We start from the raw sequence: 16,452 nt of genomic DNA, 5'->3' as shown, positions 1-16,452 counted from the left end.
GAATCAGCACTGCCGTCAAATATGCCAGCGCAATGATTTGCATCTCAGATATTGAGACGGCAATATCATTACATGGACAATTCTAGTGGCGTCGGCGTCATCGATAAAGCGGCCCATGTACTCGACGCGCTCGAGGCCGGCCCCACCACCCTGGCGCAGCTCGTTGCGGCCACCGGGCTCGCGCGGCCCACGGTGCACCGCCTCGCGCTGGCGCTCGTCCACCACCGCCTGGTGAGCCGCGACATCCAGGGCCGTTTCGTCCTCGGCAGCCGCCTGGTCGAACTGGCCTCCGCAGCCGGCGAAGACCGGCTGATCGCCTCCGCCGGCCCGGTGCTGATGCAACTGCGCGACGCCACCGGCGAGAGCGCCCAGATCTTCCGCCGCCAGGGCGACTGGCGCGTCTGCGTCGCCTCCGCCGAGCGGCCGATCGGCCTCCGGGACACCATCCCGGTCGGCACCCAGCTCTCCATGAAGGCAGGCTCCGCCGCCCAGGTGCTGCTGGCGTGGGAAGACCACGACCGCCTACTCGAAGGCCTCCAGGCCGCCCGCTTCACGCCCACCGTCCTGGCCGGAGTACGACGCCGGGGCTGGGCACAGAGCCTCGGCGAACGCGAGCCGGGGGTCGCCTCCGTTTCCGCGCCGGTCCGGGGCCCGTCCGGACGCGTGATCGCCGCCGTCTCTATTTCCGGCCCGATCGAACGCCTGACCCGCCAGCCCGGCCGCCTGCACGCCGAGGTGGTCTGCAACGCCGCCCGGGTCCTGACCGAGGCGCTGCGCAAGACCAACGACTGACGCCCCCTGCGCGGGGGAACGCTGGACATCGCAGTTAGGCTGTGGCCATGAACAGCTATGCGGTCTTCCTCCGCGGCGTCAACGTGGGCGGAATCAATATCAAGATGGCCGAGCTCAAAGAGGCCCTCAAGTCACGTCCGTTTTCGGCCGTGAAAACGCTTTTGGCCAGCGGCAACGTGGTGCTGGCCAGCGAGCTTCCGGCGGCCGGCGTGAAAGCCGAGTTCGAGGCCTGCCTCCGGGAGACTTTCGGCTACGACGCCTGGGTGGTGGTGCTGGAAGCCTCCCGGGTTGCCGAACTCGTCGACGCCTGCCCCTACCCGGCGGACGACACCGCGACGCACAGCTATGTCACCCTCTCCTCTGATACCGGGATACTTTCCGAGCTGTTCGACGCCGGCAGCGCCCTCGAGGGGGTGGCGCTGTCGCGGCTGGGGCCTGAGGCCGTGGCCTGGATGGCTCCCGCCGGCGGCACCCTCGACAGCCCCTTCAGCAAGCTCTCCGCCAAGGCCAAGTACAAGGCCAGCACCACGACGCGCAACCTGCGGACCCTGGTCAAGGTCCGCGACGCCGCCGAATTCCTGGCGACAGGCTGAGCCCGGCCGTCAGCCTGCCGCCGACTTCAAGGCGGCGTTGAAAGACTTGAGCCTGCTGATCTCCAGTTCCACCGGGTCCACCACCAGCTCCTCCGCGACGGCGGCGACCGCGGCTTGGAGCCGCTTCCTGGCGGCCGCCGCACGGGCACGCGCCGCGGCGCCGGCAATGAATTTCGCCGCGAGGGCCAGCACGATGCCCAGCAGCACTCCCCCGGCCACCATGACGGTGGGGACCGGCCAGCCCTCGGTCCGCGGAATCTCCGGCACGGGCAGCTGGAAGTAGCCCAGCGCGGCCAGCACCCCCAGCCAGACCAGGCCACCGAGCGCGACGAGCAGCCCCAGCCACTGGACCACGTTGAAGGCGGTCCACCACCAGGAACTGCGCCCGGCTTTAAGATCAGTGCCGGCGATCGCCTGGTCCAGAGCGTCCGGTAGCTGCTCTCTCCCCTCGCGGGCGGCACCGCGGATGACCGCGCGCCAGGGCCCCGGCGCGCCGTCGGACGCGGCGTCGGCAAACTCCCGCACAGCGGCGTCGGTGCGGGCCCGCTCCGGGGCCCCGGCCGGCGGCAGCGAGGTACGATTCAGCTCCGGGCGCGCCTGGGTCCGTCGCAGGTTCAGCCGCCGCAGCGGATCGGGCCGGAACCGGACCAGCCAGCGCGTCACCGGCCAACCGGTGCGGCGCGTGGCTTCCTGCCGGTAGGACCGTGCCACGGCGTCTACCACCAGCGGCACGTTTGCGGCGACGGCCAACTCCCCGGCCAGCCGCTCCCGGGTGGACCCCTTGACGCCCGCAGCCTCGCCCGCACCGGAGGCCTCGGCAAGCCGCGCCGAGGCCCGGTCGACATCCGCGGCGAGCCGTTGCGAGAGCGCCAGCCGCTGCATGACCACCTGGCGGATGGCGGCCCGGACCTTGTCCACGCCGGTGCCGACCACGGCCGAAGCGCCCAGCACCTGCACCTTGCCCAGGCCGTCCCGCGCCAGGATGCCCTTCAGGGATTCCAGCACCGGCCGGACCTCATGTTCGGGCAGGCGGTCCACCTGGTTGAGCACCACGAGGGTGACGGCCGCGTGCGAGGCGAGCGGGGCCAGGAAGTCATTGTGCACCGCGGCGTCGGCGTACTTTTGCGGATCCAGCACCCACACCAGGACGTCCACGAGGCCCACCATGCGCTGCACGATCTCCCGGTTTTCGGCCCGGGTCGAGTCGAAGTCCGGCAGGTCCAGCAGAATCAGCCCGGTGGTCTCGTCGGCGAATCCGGGGACCGCCGCGGCGTGGTGCCGGGTGCGGACGTCCAGCCAGTCGAGCAGTCCGTCGCTGCCCTCGGCACCCCAGATGCCGGCCAACGGCTCGGAGGTGGTGGGGCGCCGTGCCGCTGCGGTCGCGATTTCCTCGCCGCTGACAGCGTTGAAGAGCGATGATTTGCCGCTGCCGGTCGCGCCGAAAAAGCCCACCACGGTGTGGTCAGCCGAGAGCGAGCGGCGGGAACTCGCCCGTTCCAGGACCCCGAGCACCTCGGCCAGGGTCTCCTCGGGCAGGGCGCCCGCGGCGAGTTCCCGGGCCTCGTTGAGGGCTTCCAGCCGGCGGTGCAGCTGCGAGGCCTGCTTGGCGGCGGTGTGGCGGTTCATGCCGAGGCCGCCAGCCGGCCGAGCGCAGCGGCCTGCTCCGCGAGGACCGCCGGTGGCACTCCGTCAGGCACTTCCAGCCGTGCCAGGAAACGCTGCTGTTCTGCCTGCAACAGCCGCCGGCAGCGCACCTGCAGGTCCTCGCGCGCCGTCTTGGCCAGCCGGCGCACGGCATCCTCGCCGAAGACGGCTTCGAGCACGCGCTGGCCCACGACGGCGGTTCCGCCAGCCACACCGATCTCCAGGCCGGTCAGGCCCGCGGTCATCGAGAAGACCACGATCATCAGTGCCGCGCCGAGACCGTTGATGCCAAAGGAGAGCCAGCGTGCCTGGCTCCGTTTGCCTTGGCCTTCGGTCCGGATCAGCTCCATCAGGCTGCCCTGCCACGCCCGGATCTCGGCGGCCACGGCGTCGGCGAAGCCCTCGCTGGTGCCGGAGAGGTCATCTGTGCCCAGAAGTTGCCGGCCGGCCGGGTCGGAGCGCCAGCGCTGGTCGGCGTCTTCGGCGGCGTTGGCGGCCTCGTCAAGGATGACAGCCTGCAGGCCTGTTTCGATCGCAGTTTCCACCCGCACGGCCGGGGTGGGTTCGCCCCGGAAGAAGGCGCCCATCCGGTCCCGCAGCCGGCCTATGTTCTGCTCCATGACGCGGAAGAACTCGCCCGTGCCCACAAAGTCCTGCCAGCGGGCAAGGACTTCACCGCGCAGCAGGGCGCCGTCCCGGGTTGCGTCGAGGATCCGGCCGACGGCGTCCTCGTAGGCGCTGCTGGCGTCCGTGGCCAGCAGCCCGGCAGCGCGGTGCTGGGCGGCCACAGCGTCCGCGACGGCCTCGACCCGGCCGCCCAGCGCCTTGACCGTGCCGTTGAGCGTCCGGCGGGCAATCGCCGCGCGGCCGGCCGCGTCGGCGGCAAGTTCCTGGAGCCAGCTGCGCAGCGGCGCGACGGCGTCGACGGGCAGCATCCCCATGGCGTCCAGCGCCACCTCGGGCACGACGAAGAGCCGCGCGGAACCCAGGCCTTCGCGGCTGAGCATGGCCTGGAGATCCGCGCTGACCTCCTCCTCTGCCGCCGCCGGCACGCGGTCAAGCACGATGGCCACCATGATGTCGCGAGAGGCGGCGTCCAGCAGCAGGCGCCAAGGGACGGCGTCGGCGTAGCGGTTGGCAGTGGTGACGAACACCCACAGGTCGGCGGCCGCGAGGAGCTGGCCGGCGAGCCGGCGGTTGTCATCCGAGATGGAGTCGACGTCGGGGGCATCCAGCAGAGCGATGCCTTGTGGCACGGCCGGGTCCGCGGCGAGCACCAGGGAGGTGATGGCGGCCGCGTCCGGGGTGGGGCCCGCCTGATGTGCGGGCAGCGGCGCGGCGACCACCGTTCCGCGGATTCGGCTCAGGCTCGGCAGCACGCGCTGGTCATCGAACCATTCGGCGTCGCCGGGGTGGTGCAACAAGATGGGCTGGCGGGTGGTCGGGCGGATCGCCCCTGCCCGGGTCACCGGGTGGCCCACCAGGCCGTTAACCAGCGTGGACTTGCCCGCGCCTGTTGAACCGCCGACGACGGCGAGCAACGGCGCATCCAGGCTGCGGTAGCGGGGCAGGATGTAGTCATCCAGCTGAGCCAGGACCTGGCGGATGTCGAGCCGCGCGGTATCGGCCCCGGGCAACGCCAGGGGCAACGACACCGTGGACAGTTCCCGCCGGAGCGCCTCAAGCAGCTCGACGGCGGCAGCCTGGCGTGCGGCGGGGGTCTGCGGTCCGGGGAGGCCGGTGCTTTCGTTGGAGCTCACTGCATCATCATGCCAGTTGGGCCGGGCGGGGCAGGTCTGCCACGGCTTCAAAGTCCAAGGCACTCCGAATCGTGATTCCAGTGCCGAGAGGTGGCAGCAAGATGCCAACTAGATGGACGGCACGGCTTCGACCAAGTCAGCCCACCGCTGAACGAAAGCGGCTTCACTGAACTTTTCCGCGGAACTGACAGCCTGTTTCGACAAGCGCTCGGCCAGTGCATCGTCCGTCAGCAGGTCACCGAGCCTCGAAGCCATCTCGCCAACACCCCCGTCCGGTATCAGATAGCCATTCCCACCATCTTCGATCATGTCGCTGGGGCCGTAGCGGACATCGAAGGCTAGAACAGGGCACCCGCGGGTAAGGGCTTCCAATATAGTTAGCCCGAAACCTTCCGACTTGCTCGTAAACAGGGCCAGCCGCGCGGTCGCGAACTCGGCGGCGGCGTTTACCAAATGACCGTGAAAAGTGACTTTATCGCCAATGCCCAGCGCGGAGACCAGTTCCTCCAACTTCTTCCGTGCCGGACCGTCCCCGTAGATGTCGAGGTATGCCTGAGGGGAGCGACTAAGCGCGACGTCGAAGGCTTTGATGCTCGCAGCCACGTTCTTACTGTCGTCGAGCCTGGAGACAATCACGCAACGAAGCCCCCGTGCGTCAGGTAGGTTCGCTGCCGCGTCAGCGTGAACCGAGTGCGGGATCACGGCGGTAAGTATGTCGGACGGAAGCTTGCGGACCCAGTCGTCCCGCTGGGCCTCCGTGAGGAACACTGCAGTATCGAAGGGCTCGTGACCGCGGGCGATTTCCTCCCAACGTTCCTTCACTGGACCTAACGGGTCAGCTCCCTTGGAGTGCGCAGAATGAATGACCTGCACCTTTCGGACGCCCGGGCGGGCACCCAGCCCAAGGAACAACGGGTGTTCGTAATCATTTACGATGACAGTAGGTTCGTTTCCTGCTGAGACTGCGCCAATCCAGTGCGCCCACCATGCTTGGTGAGAGCCAAAGGCGCCCACAAACGTGCCTTCGGTGTCGTAAAAACCCACGGGTCGCTCCGGCAACTCCCACTCAGTGACGCCAGGGTTTGACAAAGTGCGCATGAATACGGACCGATCCGGGCGTAAGTATTCCGTGAATCGGTGCTGCTTGGACCCTTCCGGATACCAGAAGCGTTTCATGTTTTTCCCGTCAACGGGGTTTTCGTAAGGACGGAAGCCCATGGGGATTTGCAGCACCTTCGGTTCACGACGCCTGACCGCTGCGCCGGTCAGTAGGTGATGAATGTCCCCCACCCGGTAATCCTCATGGATGTTAAGGATCGTCACACCCTCGGCTGTGACGCCTTCCTCTGCCCATTCCTCGCGGAGAGCTGGGTAACCATACCAGGAATCGACGGTCATTATCGCGACTGGCGTGCCCGCTTCTGCAAACAATTTCGCTCGGCGCATCATTGAAAGCGTTTGCCCGCCATAATTGGCCCTCACCTGCCCGGTGGTGAATAGGTACTGCGCAGCCGGAAGGGCTGTCTTGCTCGCCATCATCATTCCTTCCCCATTGCCCGCCATACCGGGCCCATCAGATTCTAGCCGAGTCCCGCGCGCCGATTTACACGCGCTGGCGGCCCTCATGGGTGTAGGGGCCATTTCCGGGGCTAGTAGGACGAAGTATGCGTACGAACTGAGTGTGCTCCCGCAGCTGCCGGCGAAGTGAGGGGTAGCTTTGCCTTTGCGAGCCTAGGGTGGCTGGGGTGCTTGAAAGTCTGCGGCATGTCCGCTTTGCGGACTGGCGCTGGTCTGGAGCGGGAAGACGGGCCTTGGGCAACTAGCGCTGGCGGCGCCTGGATTGCGGGCGAGTCGCTGCGTGGACGCCCGCATGAGAGCCAGCGTTGAGCTTCCACCGAGGACGGACACATAGCTAGGAAGTTCTTCATTTACTCGTGGTCATCGATCCAGCCAAAACGCAGGGCATTGCTGTCGTTACGCCGCACCTATACTTCCCGTACGGCGACCACACCGGCAATCTAGCATCCCCGTGTACGACTTCACCGCCAGGCGCATGCGGTCAAGGGACTGCGTCAAAGCCAACTTCCAATAAGCACTCAACGTCCTCAAGGGCGTCGGCGCGACGAACCTTGACGGGAAACTCGACAGGGCACCATCTCAATAACAACCCGTCCGTGACCGCGGGGTGGGAAGGCGCTGGTCCTGCAGCACAACCGGGTGGACGGGGCGCACATCGTATCCCGCCCGCTGTCCGGCTGTTTCCGGGACACCAGATGCATTCCGCTACCCCTCATCAATAGCTCCACTGGCGTCTATAGAACGACACCCGTTGCCACAGGATTTCTAGCGAGGTCATCCTCCGAAGCCCTGTCATCAGGAACGTTGCAACGAACAGCGAATCATGCGCGACGCACGCGCCGAGATAGTCACTAAGAGGACGAAGACGTGCGTGGGGACGGCGGACCGGCTCAACTCTAGGCTGAATGACTCGACGGGCAACGCGGAAATGTATTCAAGTGCGGCGAAGTCCGTATCGACGTCGTCGCCGGTGCCCGCTTCTTCATTGTCTAGAGAACCGGGACACGTTCGGGCTCGAAGCACGGGTCCATACTGTCGGCGATGTCGAGGCTGCCTTGTAGGTGTTCGCGGATCCAAACGACGTTTCGACGCTGCACGCCGACGGGCGAACGCACGGCCGGCGAGTTACCAGGGATGGAGCGGCACTCCGTGACTACGCTTCGGAGGCCAACGATGCTCCGGATCCCACCTCAGCGCCGGGCATGAGGATTACGTCAGCCCCGTTCCAGAGATGGTCGCAAACTATGATGGACTGGGTGGGTCGCGATGCTGTCTGATCGCGGTCTCGGGGATTTCGTGCTCCGCTGGCAGGGATGCAATACCGAGAAAAAGCTGCCTGGGCTGCTCTGATTCAACGGTTCCCCGCGCCGCGCGTTGTGATCACCGACCGTCGTTCCGGGATCGCAGCCGCCCTGCCTGACTGCTGGTCGGACACGGCCGTGCAGCGCCGCCTCGTCCATGTCCAAGGCAACGTGCGCACCCACTTGACCGGCGGGCCCAGAACCGAGGCAGGAAATGCCCTCCTGCGTCTTGGGCGGGCCCTGACACGGATCAGCACGCCAGCGCAGGGCGCGTCGTGGCTGGGCCGCCTCAACGACTGGCACCAGGACTACGGAACTGGTCCGGGCCCGCGCTTACCGCCGTACCACCGCCCATGCACTGGCCTGGGTGCACGCGAATCAGAATTGGTGGTTCTCCCACGACAGGCCCCGCAAGGCCTACCGCCTCCTGAAACGGCTCAGCCAGGCCGGGGCGCTGTTCACTTACCTCCGCAACGAGTTCGCCGGACTGGGCGTCGCCGCCACGACCAACGGGATTGAAGGCGGCAAGAACGCCCAGCTTCGCCTGATCCTGCGGGTCCACCTCGGGATGAGCGAAGAACACCGGATCTGGCCATCGAATGGTACCTCTATCTCCACAGCGAGAGCCCGGTCCCGCCCGCCCTGCTCATCCGCCCGGCACACCCCACGCCCACACGCCTCCCGGCTGAGACCGCACCCGACCAATACCAGGGACCCGAGGACTACGGCACAGCAACCACCCCCAGAACAAGCCTCTGGGCCCGCGCAGGATGGGCGGGACGACCCTGACACACCCGGCATTTATACGCGCTACGTTTATGACCCAGGAGGTTGGTCGCGGCAACGGAAAACGGTCCCGGGCTGATGCCCGGGACCGTTTCGATGGTGACCCCAGCGGGATTCGAACCCGCGTTACCGCCGTGAGAGGGCAGCGTACTAGGCCGCTATACGATGGGGCCAAGTACTTTCCAAACAGCATCTCTGCCATTCAAGCCAAGTCAGTATTTCATAAACTCGGCGCGTGTTCCAAATCGGCCAGGCCGCTTCGGAACCCCTGATTCACCGCGGAAACCCGCGGATTATTCAGAGCTGGGATACCAGGACTCGAACCTAGAATGACGGTACCAGAAACCGTAGTGTTGCCAATTACACCATATCCCAATGGAACTTTCGGGCCGGTTCCGCAGGTCGAAACCCGCGCTCCCAGCGCCTCAGCACGAGTAATTACTTTACCCGAGAGTTTTCCCTTGCACAAATCGGTGGCGCCGCCTCGGCCCGCACCGCCGCCAGCACCCCCTCCCGACCCTTCCAAGCGTCGCTTTTTGGGATTCATCCGCAAAAACCCTTGCCAATCCGGCTCCGCCAAGTTTACGCTCGGTAAGTTACCAATGAGTAACAAACCCCTCCCCCACTCAATTGCGGGCAGAATAACGGCCAATTTTGGATGTTAGCTGCATCACAGTTGCGGGGGGCCGGCAGCAGAGCCGTTGCCGGCGAGATCGTCGAGAGGAACAACCCGTGTCACAGAGTCGTGCCGCTACCGTCCCACCCCGCACCCGGGCGCAACAGATCGCCATCGCCATCCTGGCCCTCCTGCTGATCGCGCTACTGGGGTTCTACACCCTGGTAACCGGACGCATCACGGACGGATCCGCGAGGCTCAATGACGGGGCCGGACTGGCCTCTGCCGGGGCACAGCAGTTGAAGGATGGCGCAGGCAAACTTGCCACCGGCGCCGGACAGGCCGACGTTGGCGCCGGCAAACTCTCGGACGGCGCCGCGAAGATCCAGGCCGGGATCGCGGACAAGCTCGCCCCCGGCGCGGAGAAGCTGCAGGCCGGAGCCCAAAGCCTCGCCACCGGGGCCGTCAAGATCCAGACGGACGTCAACAACAAACTGGCACCCGGCGTCTACAAGGTGGACGACGGTGCGCAGAAGCTTGCCGCCGGGGCGGTGCAGCTCTCCGCCGCCCTGACGCCCACCGCTTCCGGCACGGCGCCGAACAACCTCGCCGACGGCGCCTCCCAGCTCGACGCCGGGGCGGCCAAACTGGCAGACGGGACCGGCCGCCTCGCTGCCGGCGCCACTCAGTTGAAAGCCGGGACCGACCAGCTGAAGGCGGGTACCAACCAGCTGAAGGGCTACCGCGGAGCGAACAACAATCCTGAAGCCGGCACCGGAACCGCCGCGCTGGCCCAGGCGCTTGAGCTGTTGCAGGCGGCCGCCAACGACCCGGTCCAGGGGCTCGTGCCGCTGGCTGTGGTCAAGGACAAGATTGCGAAGATCCTCGCCGGCGCCCAGCGGCTGGATGCCGGCGCGTCACAGCTCCAAGGCGGCGCGGGCCAGCTCCAGTCCGGCGCCGGCCAGCTGGAGGCCGGGAGCGCCCAGTTGAACACCGGCGCGGGCCAGCTCCACGCCGGAACCGGGAAGCTAACGGCCGGATTCGCCACCCTGGCCGGCAAACTCAACAGCCGCGATCCCAACAGCCCCGGCGTCGTCCTGGGCACCGAACTGCTGGCGGCCGGCACAGCCAAGATCCGGGTCGGCATGGACGGCGTTCCGGGCGATCCCGAACACCCCGGCCTGCTCAAGGCCACCGCCAGGATGACTGATGGAACCTCCCGGCTGGCGGACGGCACGCAGGCGCTGCACACCGGAATTGCCGGGGACCCCGCGGATCCGGCCAACCCCGGCCTGCTGAAGGGCTCCACGGCCCTCGCCAGCGGAGCATCGCAGCTCTCCGAGGGCAGCACCAAGCTGGCCTCGGGCTCCACCCAGCTGTCCACCGGCGCCGGCAAGCTCGCCGACGGGAACGCCCGGCTGGCGGCAGGCACTGGAACGCTGTACTCCAGCGCAGCTGCGGTGTCGCCGTCGAACATGATCAAGGCTGACGTGGCAGTGGCCCTGGGTCTCGTGGCGCTCCTCGGACTGGGCGCCGTGGGCGCCTACCTGGCGCTGCGGAACCGGCGACTGGCACAGGAACGGCGTCTCGCGCAGGAAGCGGCTTAGCGCGTCACGCAGACGGCCCCGCCGGAGGATTGGATCCTCCGGCGGGGCCGTTTTGTTGTGGCGACAGGCGCCGGCAAGCTCACGCCAGCAACTCCAGCAGCGAACCGATCTCGCGCCCGGAGAAGCCTGCGGCGGGCTCCCCGCCGCGGTTCAGCCACACGCCCAGCAGGCCCGCCGCCGTCGAGCCTTCCGCGTCGAGAAGCCGGTTGTCGCCGACGTACAGCGTTTCGCCGGCCCCGGTTCCGAGCCGGCGCACTCCTTCGAGGTAGATCGCGGGATCCGGCTTGGGCACGCCGACCGTGTCCGTGCCCACGAGGACGCCGATGCGCCCCAGCCCGGCGGCGTCAAGCTTCACCCGCTGGTAGTCGTGCACATTGTTGCTCACCGCCCCGTACGGAACGCCGGCGGCGTCGAGCGCGTCCAGCAGCGGCGCCACGTCGTCAAAGGCACGGATGTAGCTGTGCTGGCGGCTGGCGTAGGAGCTCACCCAGTGGTGGGCCTGCTCGCCCTCCTCGAGTTCGACGCCGAAGTGCCCCAGCGCGGCCCGGCCGCGCAGCAGCCGTTGTTCGTTGAAGCTCAGTTCGCCGGCCAGGTAGCGGTCGTAGAAATGGGTCGTCTCCCGCGTGAAGATCCGCCCGAACCGCTCCCAGCCGGCCTCGTCGAGACCGGGAAGGAGGTGCTCGCTGACATCCCGCAGGGCGGTCGTCATCGCGAACTCGAGGTCCACGAGGGTGTCGTCGATGTCGAATAGCACCCCGCGGATGCCGTCCAGACCGGCGGCGAGGATCCCGCTCCCGGACCCGGACCCGCCGTTCATCAGCCGCGGAACGCGCGCAGGCGGGCCAGGGACGAATCCTTGCCCAGGATGACCATGGACTCGAACAGCGGCGGCGAGATCCGGCGCCCGGAGATGGCCGTGCGGACCGGGCCGAACGCCAGGCGCGGTTTCACGCCCAGGCCTTCCACCAGGGCCTCCTTGAGGGCGGCCTGGATGTTGTCCGCGGTCCAGTCGGCCACGGGTTCCAGCGCTGCCAGGGCCGCGTCGAGCACCTCGGTCAGGTTCTCCGGGAGGCCCTTGCGGGCGTCGTCGGCGACGTCGATCGCGTCGTCGGCCTTGAACAGGAAGGCCAGCATCTCAGGCGCTTCGCCGAGCAGCGAGATGCGCTCCTGGATCAGCGGCGCTGCTTCCGCGAGGATCTCCTCCTCACGGGCGCTCAGCTGCTCCCCGACCAGGCCGGCGGACTGCAGGTAGGGAACCAGGCGGCCGCGGAAGTCCTCCGGGTCCAGCATGCGGATGTGCGTGCCGTTAATCGCTTCGGCCTTCTTGATGTCGAAGCGGGCCGGGTTGGCCAGCACGTCATTGACGTCGAAGTTTTCGATCAGCTGTCCAACGGTGAAGATGTCCTCGTCCGCGGAGAGGCTCCAGCCCAGCAGGGACAGGTAGTTCAGCAGGCCTTCGGGAATGAAGCCGCGGTCCCGGAGCAGGAAGAGGTTGGACTGTGGGTCGCGCTTGGAGAGCTTCTTGTTGCCCTCGCCCATGACGTACGGCAGGTGCCCGAAGACCGGCAGGTAGCTGGCGACGCCGATCTCCATGAGCGCGCGGATCAGGACGACCTGGCGGGGCGTGGAGGAGAGCAGGTCCTCGCCGCGCAGCACGTGCGTGATACCCATCAGGGCGTCGTCGACCGGGTTGACCAGGGTGTAGAGCGGCGAGCCGTCGGCACGGACGATCACGTAGTCGGGGATGCTGCCGGCCTTGAAGGTGATCTCGCCACGGACCATGTCGGTGAAGGTGACGTCCTCGTCGGGCATCCGCACGCGCAGTACGGGCTTGCGGCCCTCGGCCTTGAACGCAGCGAGCTGTTCCTCGGACAGGTTCCGGTCGAAGTTGTCGTAGCCCAGCTTGGGGTCGCGGCCGGCGGCGCGGTGGCGGGCTTCGACTTCCTCCGGGGACGAGTAGCACTCGTAGGCGTAGCCGGCCTCCAGGAGCTTGGCCACGACGTCCTTGTAGAGGTCCAGGCGCTGGGACTGGCGGTACGGCTCGTGCGGGCCGCCCACTTCCACGCCCTCTTCCCAGCTGATGCCGAGCCACTTGAGCGCCTCGAGCAGCTGCTGGTAGCTCTCCTCCGAGTCGCGTGCCGCGTCCGTGTCCTCGATGCGGAACACGAAGGTGCCCTTGGTGTGCTTCGCGTGAGCCCAGTTGAAGAGGGCCGTGCGGATCAAGCCGACGTGCGGGGTGCCGGTCGGCGACGGGCAGAACCGGACGCGGACCGGGGTTTCGGCGGTGACTTCACGGGTCATTTCCGTGGTGGCGGTGCTGGAGGCGGCGTCGGGCGCAGAAGGAGTAGTCATAGTGGTACCAACTTTACCGCGTGCCCGCCGTCGGATTCCGCTGCGGAAACGGACAGCCGCACCGTGGGTCCACGGTGCGGCTGTCCGAAATCGGCGCGGTTTTGTTCCGCGCTGGGCGGTTAGCGGCGGACCACCGGGTTGGAGAGGCGGCCGATGCCCTCGATCTCGACCTCGAACCGGTCTCCTGCCTTGACCAGGCCGACGCCGGCCGGGGTGCCGGTCATGATGACGTCGCCGGGGAGCAGGGTGAAGGCCTGCGAGACGATGGAAACGAGTTCGCGGACGCCGCGGATCATCTGGCTGGTGCTGCCGTCCTGGCGGAGCTCGCCGTTAAGCCGGCCCTGGATCTGCAGGTCCTCGGTGTCCAGTTCGGTCTCGATCCACGGCCCCAGCGGCGCCGAGGTGTCAAAGCCCTTCGCCCGTGCCCACTGCAGGTCGGTCTTCTGGACGTCCCGGGCGGTGAGGTCGTTGCCGCAGGTGTAGCCGAAGACGACGTCGTCGACGCGCTCCTCCGGGACGTCCTTGCAGATCCGGCCGATCACGACGCAGAGCTCGGCTTCGAAGGAGACCTCCTCGGAGAACTCCGGCAGGATGATTGGATCGTTGGGCCCGATCACCGAGGTGTTGGGCTTGAGGAAGAGCAGCGGCTGCGCCGGCACCTCGTTGCCGAGCTCGCGGGCGTGTTCCACAAAGTTGCGCCCGACGCCGATGACCTTGCTGCGCGGGATGATCGGGGCGAGGAGGCGGACGTCCTCCAGCTTGTGCTTGACGGCGGTCCGCTCCACACCGTGGAAGAAGGGGTCACCATTGATGACAGTGACTTCCTCACTGCCGGGCTGGCCCTCAACAATGCCGTACATGGGATCAGAATCGACTACAAACCGGGCGATACGCATGGTTCCTAGCGTACCGTCTCAGGCGGCAAGCCCCGGGCTGCGCGATTCAGGAGGGGCCACGTGAGCGCAGGTAATCGAGTTGGGCGGCGACGGACAGTTCCGCCGCGGGCCGGACAGCCGGGTCGACGGCGGCGTAGACGGCGTCGGCCACTTCTTCGACGCCCGCCTCCGCTCCGAGCCCGGCGAGGGCGGCGCGGATCTGGGCCAAGCGGTCCTGCCGGTGGTCCCGGTAGGCGCGGACGATGCTGTCCAGCGCCGGAAGCATGGGGCCGTGGGCGGGCAGGACGGTGGCCGGACCCAGGCTTTCCAGCCGGTCCAGGGACTCGAGGTAGTCCCCCAGCTTGCCGTCGGGGTAATCCAGGACGGTGGTGCCGACGCCTAAGATCGTGTCCCCGGTGAGGACGGCGCCGTGGGCTCCGTCCTGGGGCAGGTGGAAGCAAACCGAGTCGGAGGTGTGGCCAGGTGTCGCCAGCACACGGATTTCCACCCCGGCGGCATGCAGCACCTCGCCCTCCCGAAGCGGCTCTCCCCCGTGGCAGTGTGCGGGGTCTGCGGCGCGGACGGGGGCTCCGGTGAGTTCGGCGAAGCGTGCCGCGGCCGCGGTGTGGTCGGCGTGGCGGTGCGTAATGAGGATCAGTTCGACGGCGCCGTACTGGGTCAGTTCGCGCAGGTGGTCTTCGTCGAGGGGTCCCGGATCCACCACCACGACGCCGGCCGAGCCGGGGGCGGCCACGACGTAGGAGTTGGTGCCGTGCAGGCTCATCGGACCCGGGTTCGGGGCAAGGCGGAACCGCGTCAGCTCGGTGCTGCGGACCAGGGCGCGGGCATCATCGGGAATCACTCTTCCATCTTCCCACCGGGGACGCTCAAAGGAGCAGCAGGACGACAATGACGGCGGGCAGAAGGGCCTCGGCGAGGGCGCTGGCCCAGAGCCGGCGCTCGGACAGGACCAGAATGATGCCCAGCAGGACGTGGCCGACGGCGGTGAATAACAGGAGGGTTCGGCCGGCCGCCGGCTCCGCACCGGTCAGCATGAGCGCACCGATAATCGCGCCCACGCCCCAGATCATGTTGTAGAAGCCGAGGTTGAAGGTCCACATCCGCACCGCCGCGACGTCTTCCGGTTCGATCAGGAAGAGCCGGTAGAACCGCTGTTCACGGAAGAAAAACGACTCCAGGATGCCGACGGCGATCAGGACGATCCCGAAAACGATGCCCAGAACCTGTATCAGCCCAGTCATGGCTCCAGTGTGGCGCTGCGGCCGGCAGGAAAACAGGGACTTCCGGACCTTAAGGGTGTGTTGGCTGGCGGCCGCAAACTGCGGCGGCCCGCACCCGAAGGTGCGGACCGCCGTCGTACTTGTTGCTGCGGGCTACGCCAGGCGGGTCAGCCAGCCGTGCGTGTCCTCCACGGTCCCGGTCTGGATGCCGAGCAGCTGCTGGCGGATGGCCATGGTGGTCTCGCCGGCCTTGGCGTCCTCGGAGCCGATGAACTCGGTATCGTCCTTGAGCACGCCGATCGGGGTGATGACGGCTGCGGTGCCGCAGGCGAAGACCTCGGTGATCTCGCCGGAGGCGACGCCGTCGCGCCACTCATCCAGGGTGATCTTGCGCTCGGTGACCTCGCGGCCCATGTCCCGGGCGACCTGCATCACGGAGGAGCGGGTGACGCCCTCCAGGATGGTCCCGGACAGCGCGGGGGTCACCAGCGAGCCGTCCTTCATCACGAAGAAGACGTTCATTCCGCCGAGTTCCTCGACGGCGTTGTCGTTGAACTGGTCCAGGAACAGGACCTGCTTGCAGCCGTGCGCCTCGGCTTCCTGCTGCGCAATGAGGGAGGCTGCATAGTTGCCGCCGCACTTGGCGGCGCCGGTGCCGCCGCGGCCGGCACGGGCGTATTCGCGGGAGATCCAGATGGAAACCGGCTTCAGTTCGCCGCCGAAGTAGTTGCCGGCCGGAGAGGCGATGACGCGGAACGACACTTCGCGGGCAGCCCGGACGCCCAGGAAGGCCTCGGTAGCGATCATGAAGGGGCGCAGGTAGAGGGCCTCGCCGTCGCCGGAAGGGACCCATTCCCGGTCCACGGACACGAGCTCGCGGATGGCGGTAAGGAAGTATTCCTCCGGAAGCTCCGGGAGGGCGAGCCGGCGCGCAGACTTGTTCAGGCGCGCGGCGTTTGCTTCGGGCCGGAACGTCCAGATGGAGCCGTCGGCGTGGCGGTAGGCCTTGAGCCCTTCGAAGATCTCCTGGCCGTAGTGAAGGACCGCTGCGGAAGGATCAAGCATGATGGGACCGTAGGGTTCGATCCGCGGATCGTGCCAGCCGCCTTTGCCCTCGGCGTCGACGCTGTAGTCGACGATCGCGGTGTGGTCGGTGAAATGGTCGCCGAATCCCGGGTTGGCCAGGATGGCTGCACGCTCTTCAGCGGACTTCGGGGTTGCCGAGAGCCGCTGGCTGAATTCGACGCCATGGGCAGTCTGGGTCATGGTTCCTCCACGGTCGGCTGCCTGGTGTATGAACGCGGTTC

12 protein-coding genes and 2 tRNA genes are annotated in these 16,452 nt (G+C 67.4%); 3 read left to right on the top strand and 11 right to left on the bottom strand.

Annotated features, from left to right (window positions below):
* Positions 1 to 72: 72 nt before the first annotated feature.
* Entirely contained in the window at positions 73 to 792 is a 720-nt protein-coding gene (locus tag AB4Y91_RS05305; protein ID WP_175322958.1) for an IclR family transcriptional regulator, read from the top strand.
* Positions 793 to 839: 47 nt separating this feature from the next.
* Complete coding sequence (locus AB4Y91_RS05300) at positions 840 to 1,385, top strand: DUF1697 domain-containing protein (RefSeq protein ID WP_441417448.1); 546 nt, start codon at positions 840 to 842, stop codon at positions 1,383 to 1,385.
* A gap of 9 nt (positions 1,386 to 1,394) precedes the next feature.
* On the opposite strand, the gene AB4Y91_RS05295 is transcribed toward AB4Y91_RS05300, so the two are convergent.
* From AB4Y91_RS05295 to AB4Y91_RS05275, 5 genes are all read right to left on the bottom strand, one after another.
* Complete coding sequence (locus tag AB4Y91_RS05295) at positions 1,395 to 3,011, bottom strand: GTPase (protein WP_441417447.1); 1,617 nt, start codon at positions 3,009 to 3,011, stop codon at positions 1,395 to 1,397.
* Positions 3,008 to 4,789: a dynamin family protein gene (locus tag AB4Y91_RS05290; protein ID WP_441417446.1), complete on the bottom strand. Its 1,782-nt coding sequence runs from the start codon at positions 4,787 to 4,789 to the stop codon at positions 3,008 to 3,010. The genes AB4Y91_RS05295 and AB4Y91_RS05290 overlap by 4 nt, the downstream gene beginning before the upstream one ends.
* Before the next feature lie 108 nt (positions 4,790 to 4,897).
* A complete protein-coding gene (locus tag AB4Y91_RS05285; protein WP_441417445.1) occupies positions 4,898 to 6,325 on the bottom strand; it encodes a glycosyltransferase in 1,428 nt (475 codons plus the stop codon).
* Positions 6,326 to 8,551: 2,226 nt separating this feature from the next.
* Positions 8,552 to 8,627, bottom strand: a tRNA-Glu gene (locus tag AB4Y91_RS05280).
* A 130-nt stretch (positions 8,628 to 8,757) separates the two neighbouring features.
* Positions 8,758 to 8,829, bottom strand: a tRNA-Gln gene (locus tag AB4Y91_RS05275).
* A 357-nt stretch (positions 8,830 to 9,186) separates the two neighbouring features.
* On the opposite strand from AB4Y91_RS05275, the gene AB4Y91_RS05270 reads away from it, so the two are divergent.
* On the top strand, positions 9,187 to 10,677 hold the full coding sequence (locus tag AB4Y91_RS05270) for a hypothetical protein (protein WP_441417444.1): 1,491 nt from the start codon (positions 9,187 to 9,189) through the stop codon (positions 10,675 to 10,677).
* A gap of 79 nt (positions 10,678 to 10,756) precedes the next feature.
* On the opposite strand, the gene AB4Y91_RS05265 is transcribed toward AB4Y91_RS05270, so the two are convergent.
* The 6 genes from AB4Y91_RS05265 to AB4Y91_RS05240 form a co-directional block, all read right to left on the bottom strand.
* Positions 10,757 to 11,494: an HAD family hydrolase gene (locus AB4Y91_RS05265; protein ID WP_441417443.1), complete on the bottom strand. Its 738-nt coding sequence runs from the start codon at positions 11,492 to 11,494 to the stop codon at positions 10,757 to 10,759.
* The gene (gene gltX / locus AB4Y91_RS05260; protein WP_441417442.1) at positions 11,494 to 13,029 is read right to left on the bottom strand and encodes a glutamate--tRNA ligase; all 1,536 of its coding nucleotides are present in this window, start codon (positions 13,027 to 13,029) and stop codon (positions 11,494 to 11,496) included. The genes AB4Y91_RS05265 and gltX overlap by 1 nt, the downstream gene beginning before the upstream one ends.
* A gap of 119 nt (positions 13,030 to 13,148) precedes the next feature.
* A complete protein-coding gene (locus AB4Y91_RS05255; protein ID WP_441417441.1) occupies positions 13,149 to 13,925 on the bottom strand; it encodes a fumarylacetoacetate hydrolase family protein in 777 nt (258 codons plus the stop codon).
* 46 nt (positions 13,926 to 13,971) lie between these two features.
* A complete protein-coding gene (locus AB4Y91_RS05250) occupies positions 13,972 to 14,766 on the bottom strand; it encodes an MBL fold metallo-hydrolase (RefSeq protein ID WP_441417440.1) in 795 nt (264 codons plus the stop codon).
* Between the two features lie 25 nt (positions 14,767 to 14,791).
* Positions 14,792 to 15,166, bottom strand: coding sequence for a DUF1304 family protein (locus AB4Y91_RS05245; protein WP_441417439.1), 375 nt, complete (start codon positions 15,164 to 15,166; stop codon positions 14,792 to 14,794).
* 132 nt (positions 15,167 to 15,298) lie between these two features.
* Positions 15,299 to 16,411, bottom strand: coding sequence for a branched-chain amino acid aminotransferase (locus tag AB4Y91_RS05240; RefSeq protein WP_441417438.1), 1,113 nt, complete (start codon positions 16,409 to 16,411; stop codon positions 15,299 to 15,301).
* Between the last annotated feature and the right edge of the window lie 41 nt (positions 16,412 to 16,452).

Source organism: Arthrobacter sp. YAF16, from assembly GCF_052113385.1.
Taxonomy (GTDB): domain Bacteria; phylum Actinomycetota; class Actinomycetes; order Actinomycetales; family Micrococcaceae; genus Arthrobacter.
Note: the sequence above shows the minus strand (reverse complement) of the source record. Positions and strands in the feature narration are given on the sequence as shown.

What these genes read in the sequence shown, in the direction of transcription:
- AB4Y91_RS05255 (WP_441417441.1), bottom strand. Translation starts at nt 13,925, where the DNA reads ATGCGTATCGCCCGGTTTGTAGTCGATTCTGATCCCATGTACGGCATT.
- AB4Y91_RS05265 (WP_441417443.1), bottom strand. Translation starts at nt 11,494, where the DNA reads ATGAACGGCGGGTCCGGGTCCGGGAGCGGGATCCTCGCCGCCGGTCTG.
- AB4Y91_RS05295 (WP_441417447.1), bottom strand. Translation starts at nt 3,011, where the DNA reads ATGAACCGCCACACCGCCGCCAAGCAGGCCTCGCAGCTGCACCGCCGG.
- AB4Y91_RS05300 (WP_441417448.1), top strand. Translation starts at nt 840, where the DNA reads ATGAACAGCTATGCGGTCTTCCTCCGCGGCGTCAACGTGGGCGGAATC.
- AB4Y91_RS05285 (WP_441417445.1), bottom strand. Translation starts at nt 6,325, where the DNA reads ATGGCGAGCAAGACAGCCCTTCCGGCTGCGCAGTACCTATTCACCACC.
- AB4Y91_RS05240 (WP_441417438.1), bottom strand. Translation starts at nt 16,411, where the DNA reads ATGACCCAGACTGCCCATGGCGTCGAATTCAGCCAGCGGCTCTCGGCA.
- gltX (WP_441417442.1), bottom strand. Translation starts at nt 13,029, where the DNA reads ATGACTACTCCTTCTGCGCCCGACGCCGCCTCCAGCACCGCCACCACG.
- AB4Y91_RS05245 (WP_441417439.1), bottom strand. Translation starts at nt 15,166, where the DNA reads ATGACTGGGCTGATACAGGTTCTGGGCATCGTTTTCGGGATCGTCCTG.
- AB4Y91_RS05305 (WP_175322958.1), top strand. Translation starts at nt 73, where the DNA reads ATGGACAATTCTAGTGGCGTCGGCGTCATCGATAAAGCGGCCCATGTA.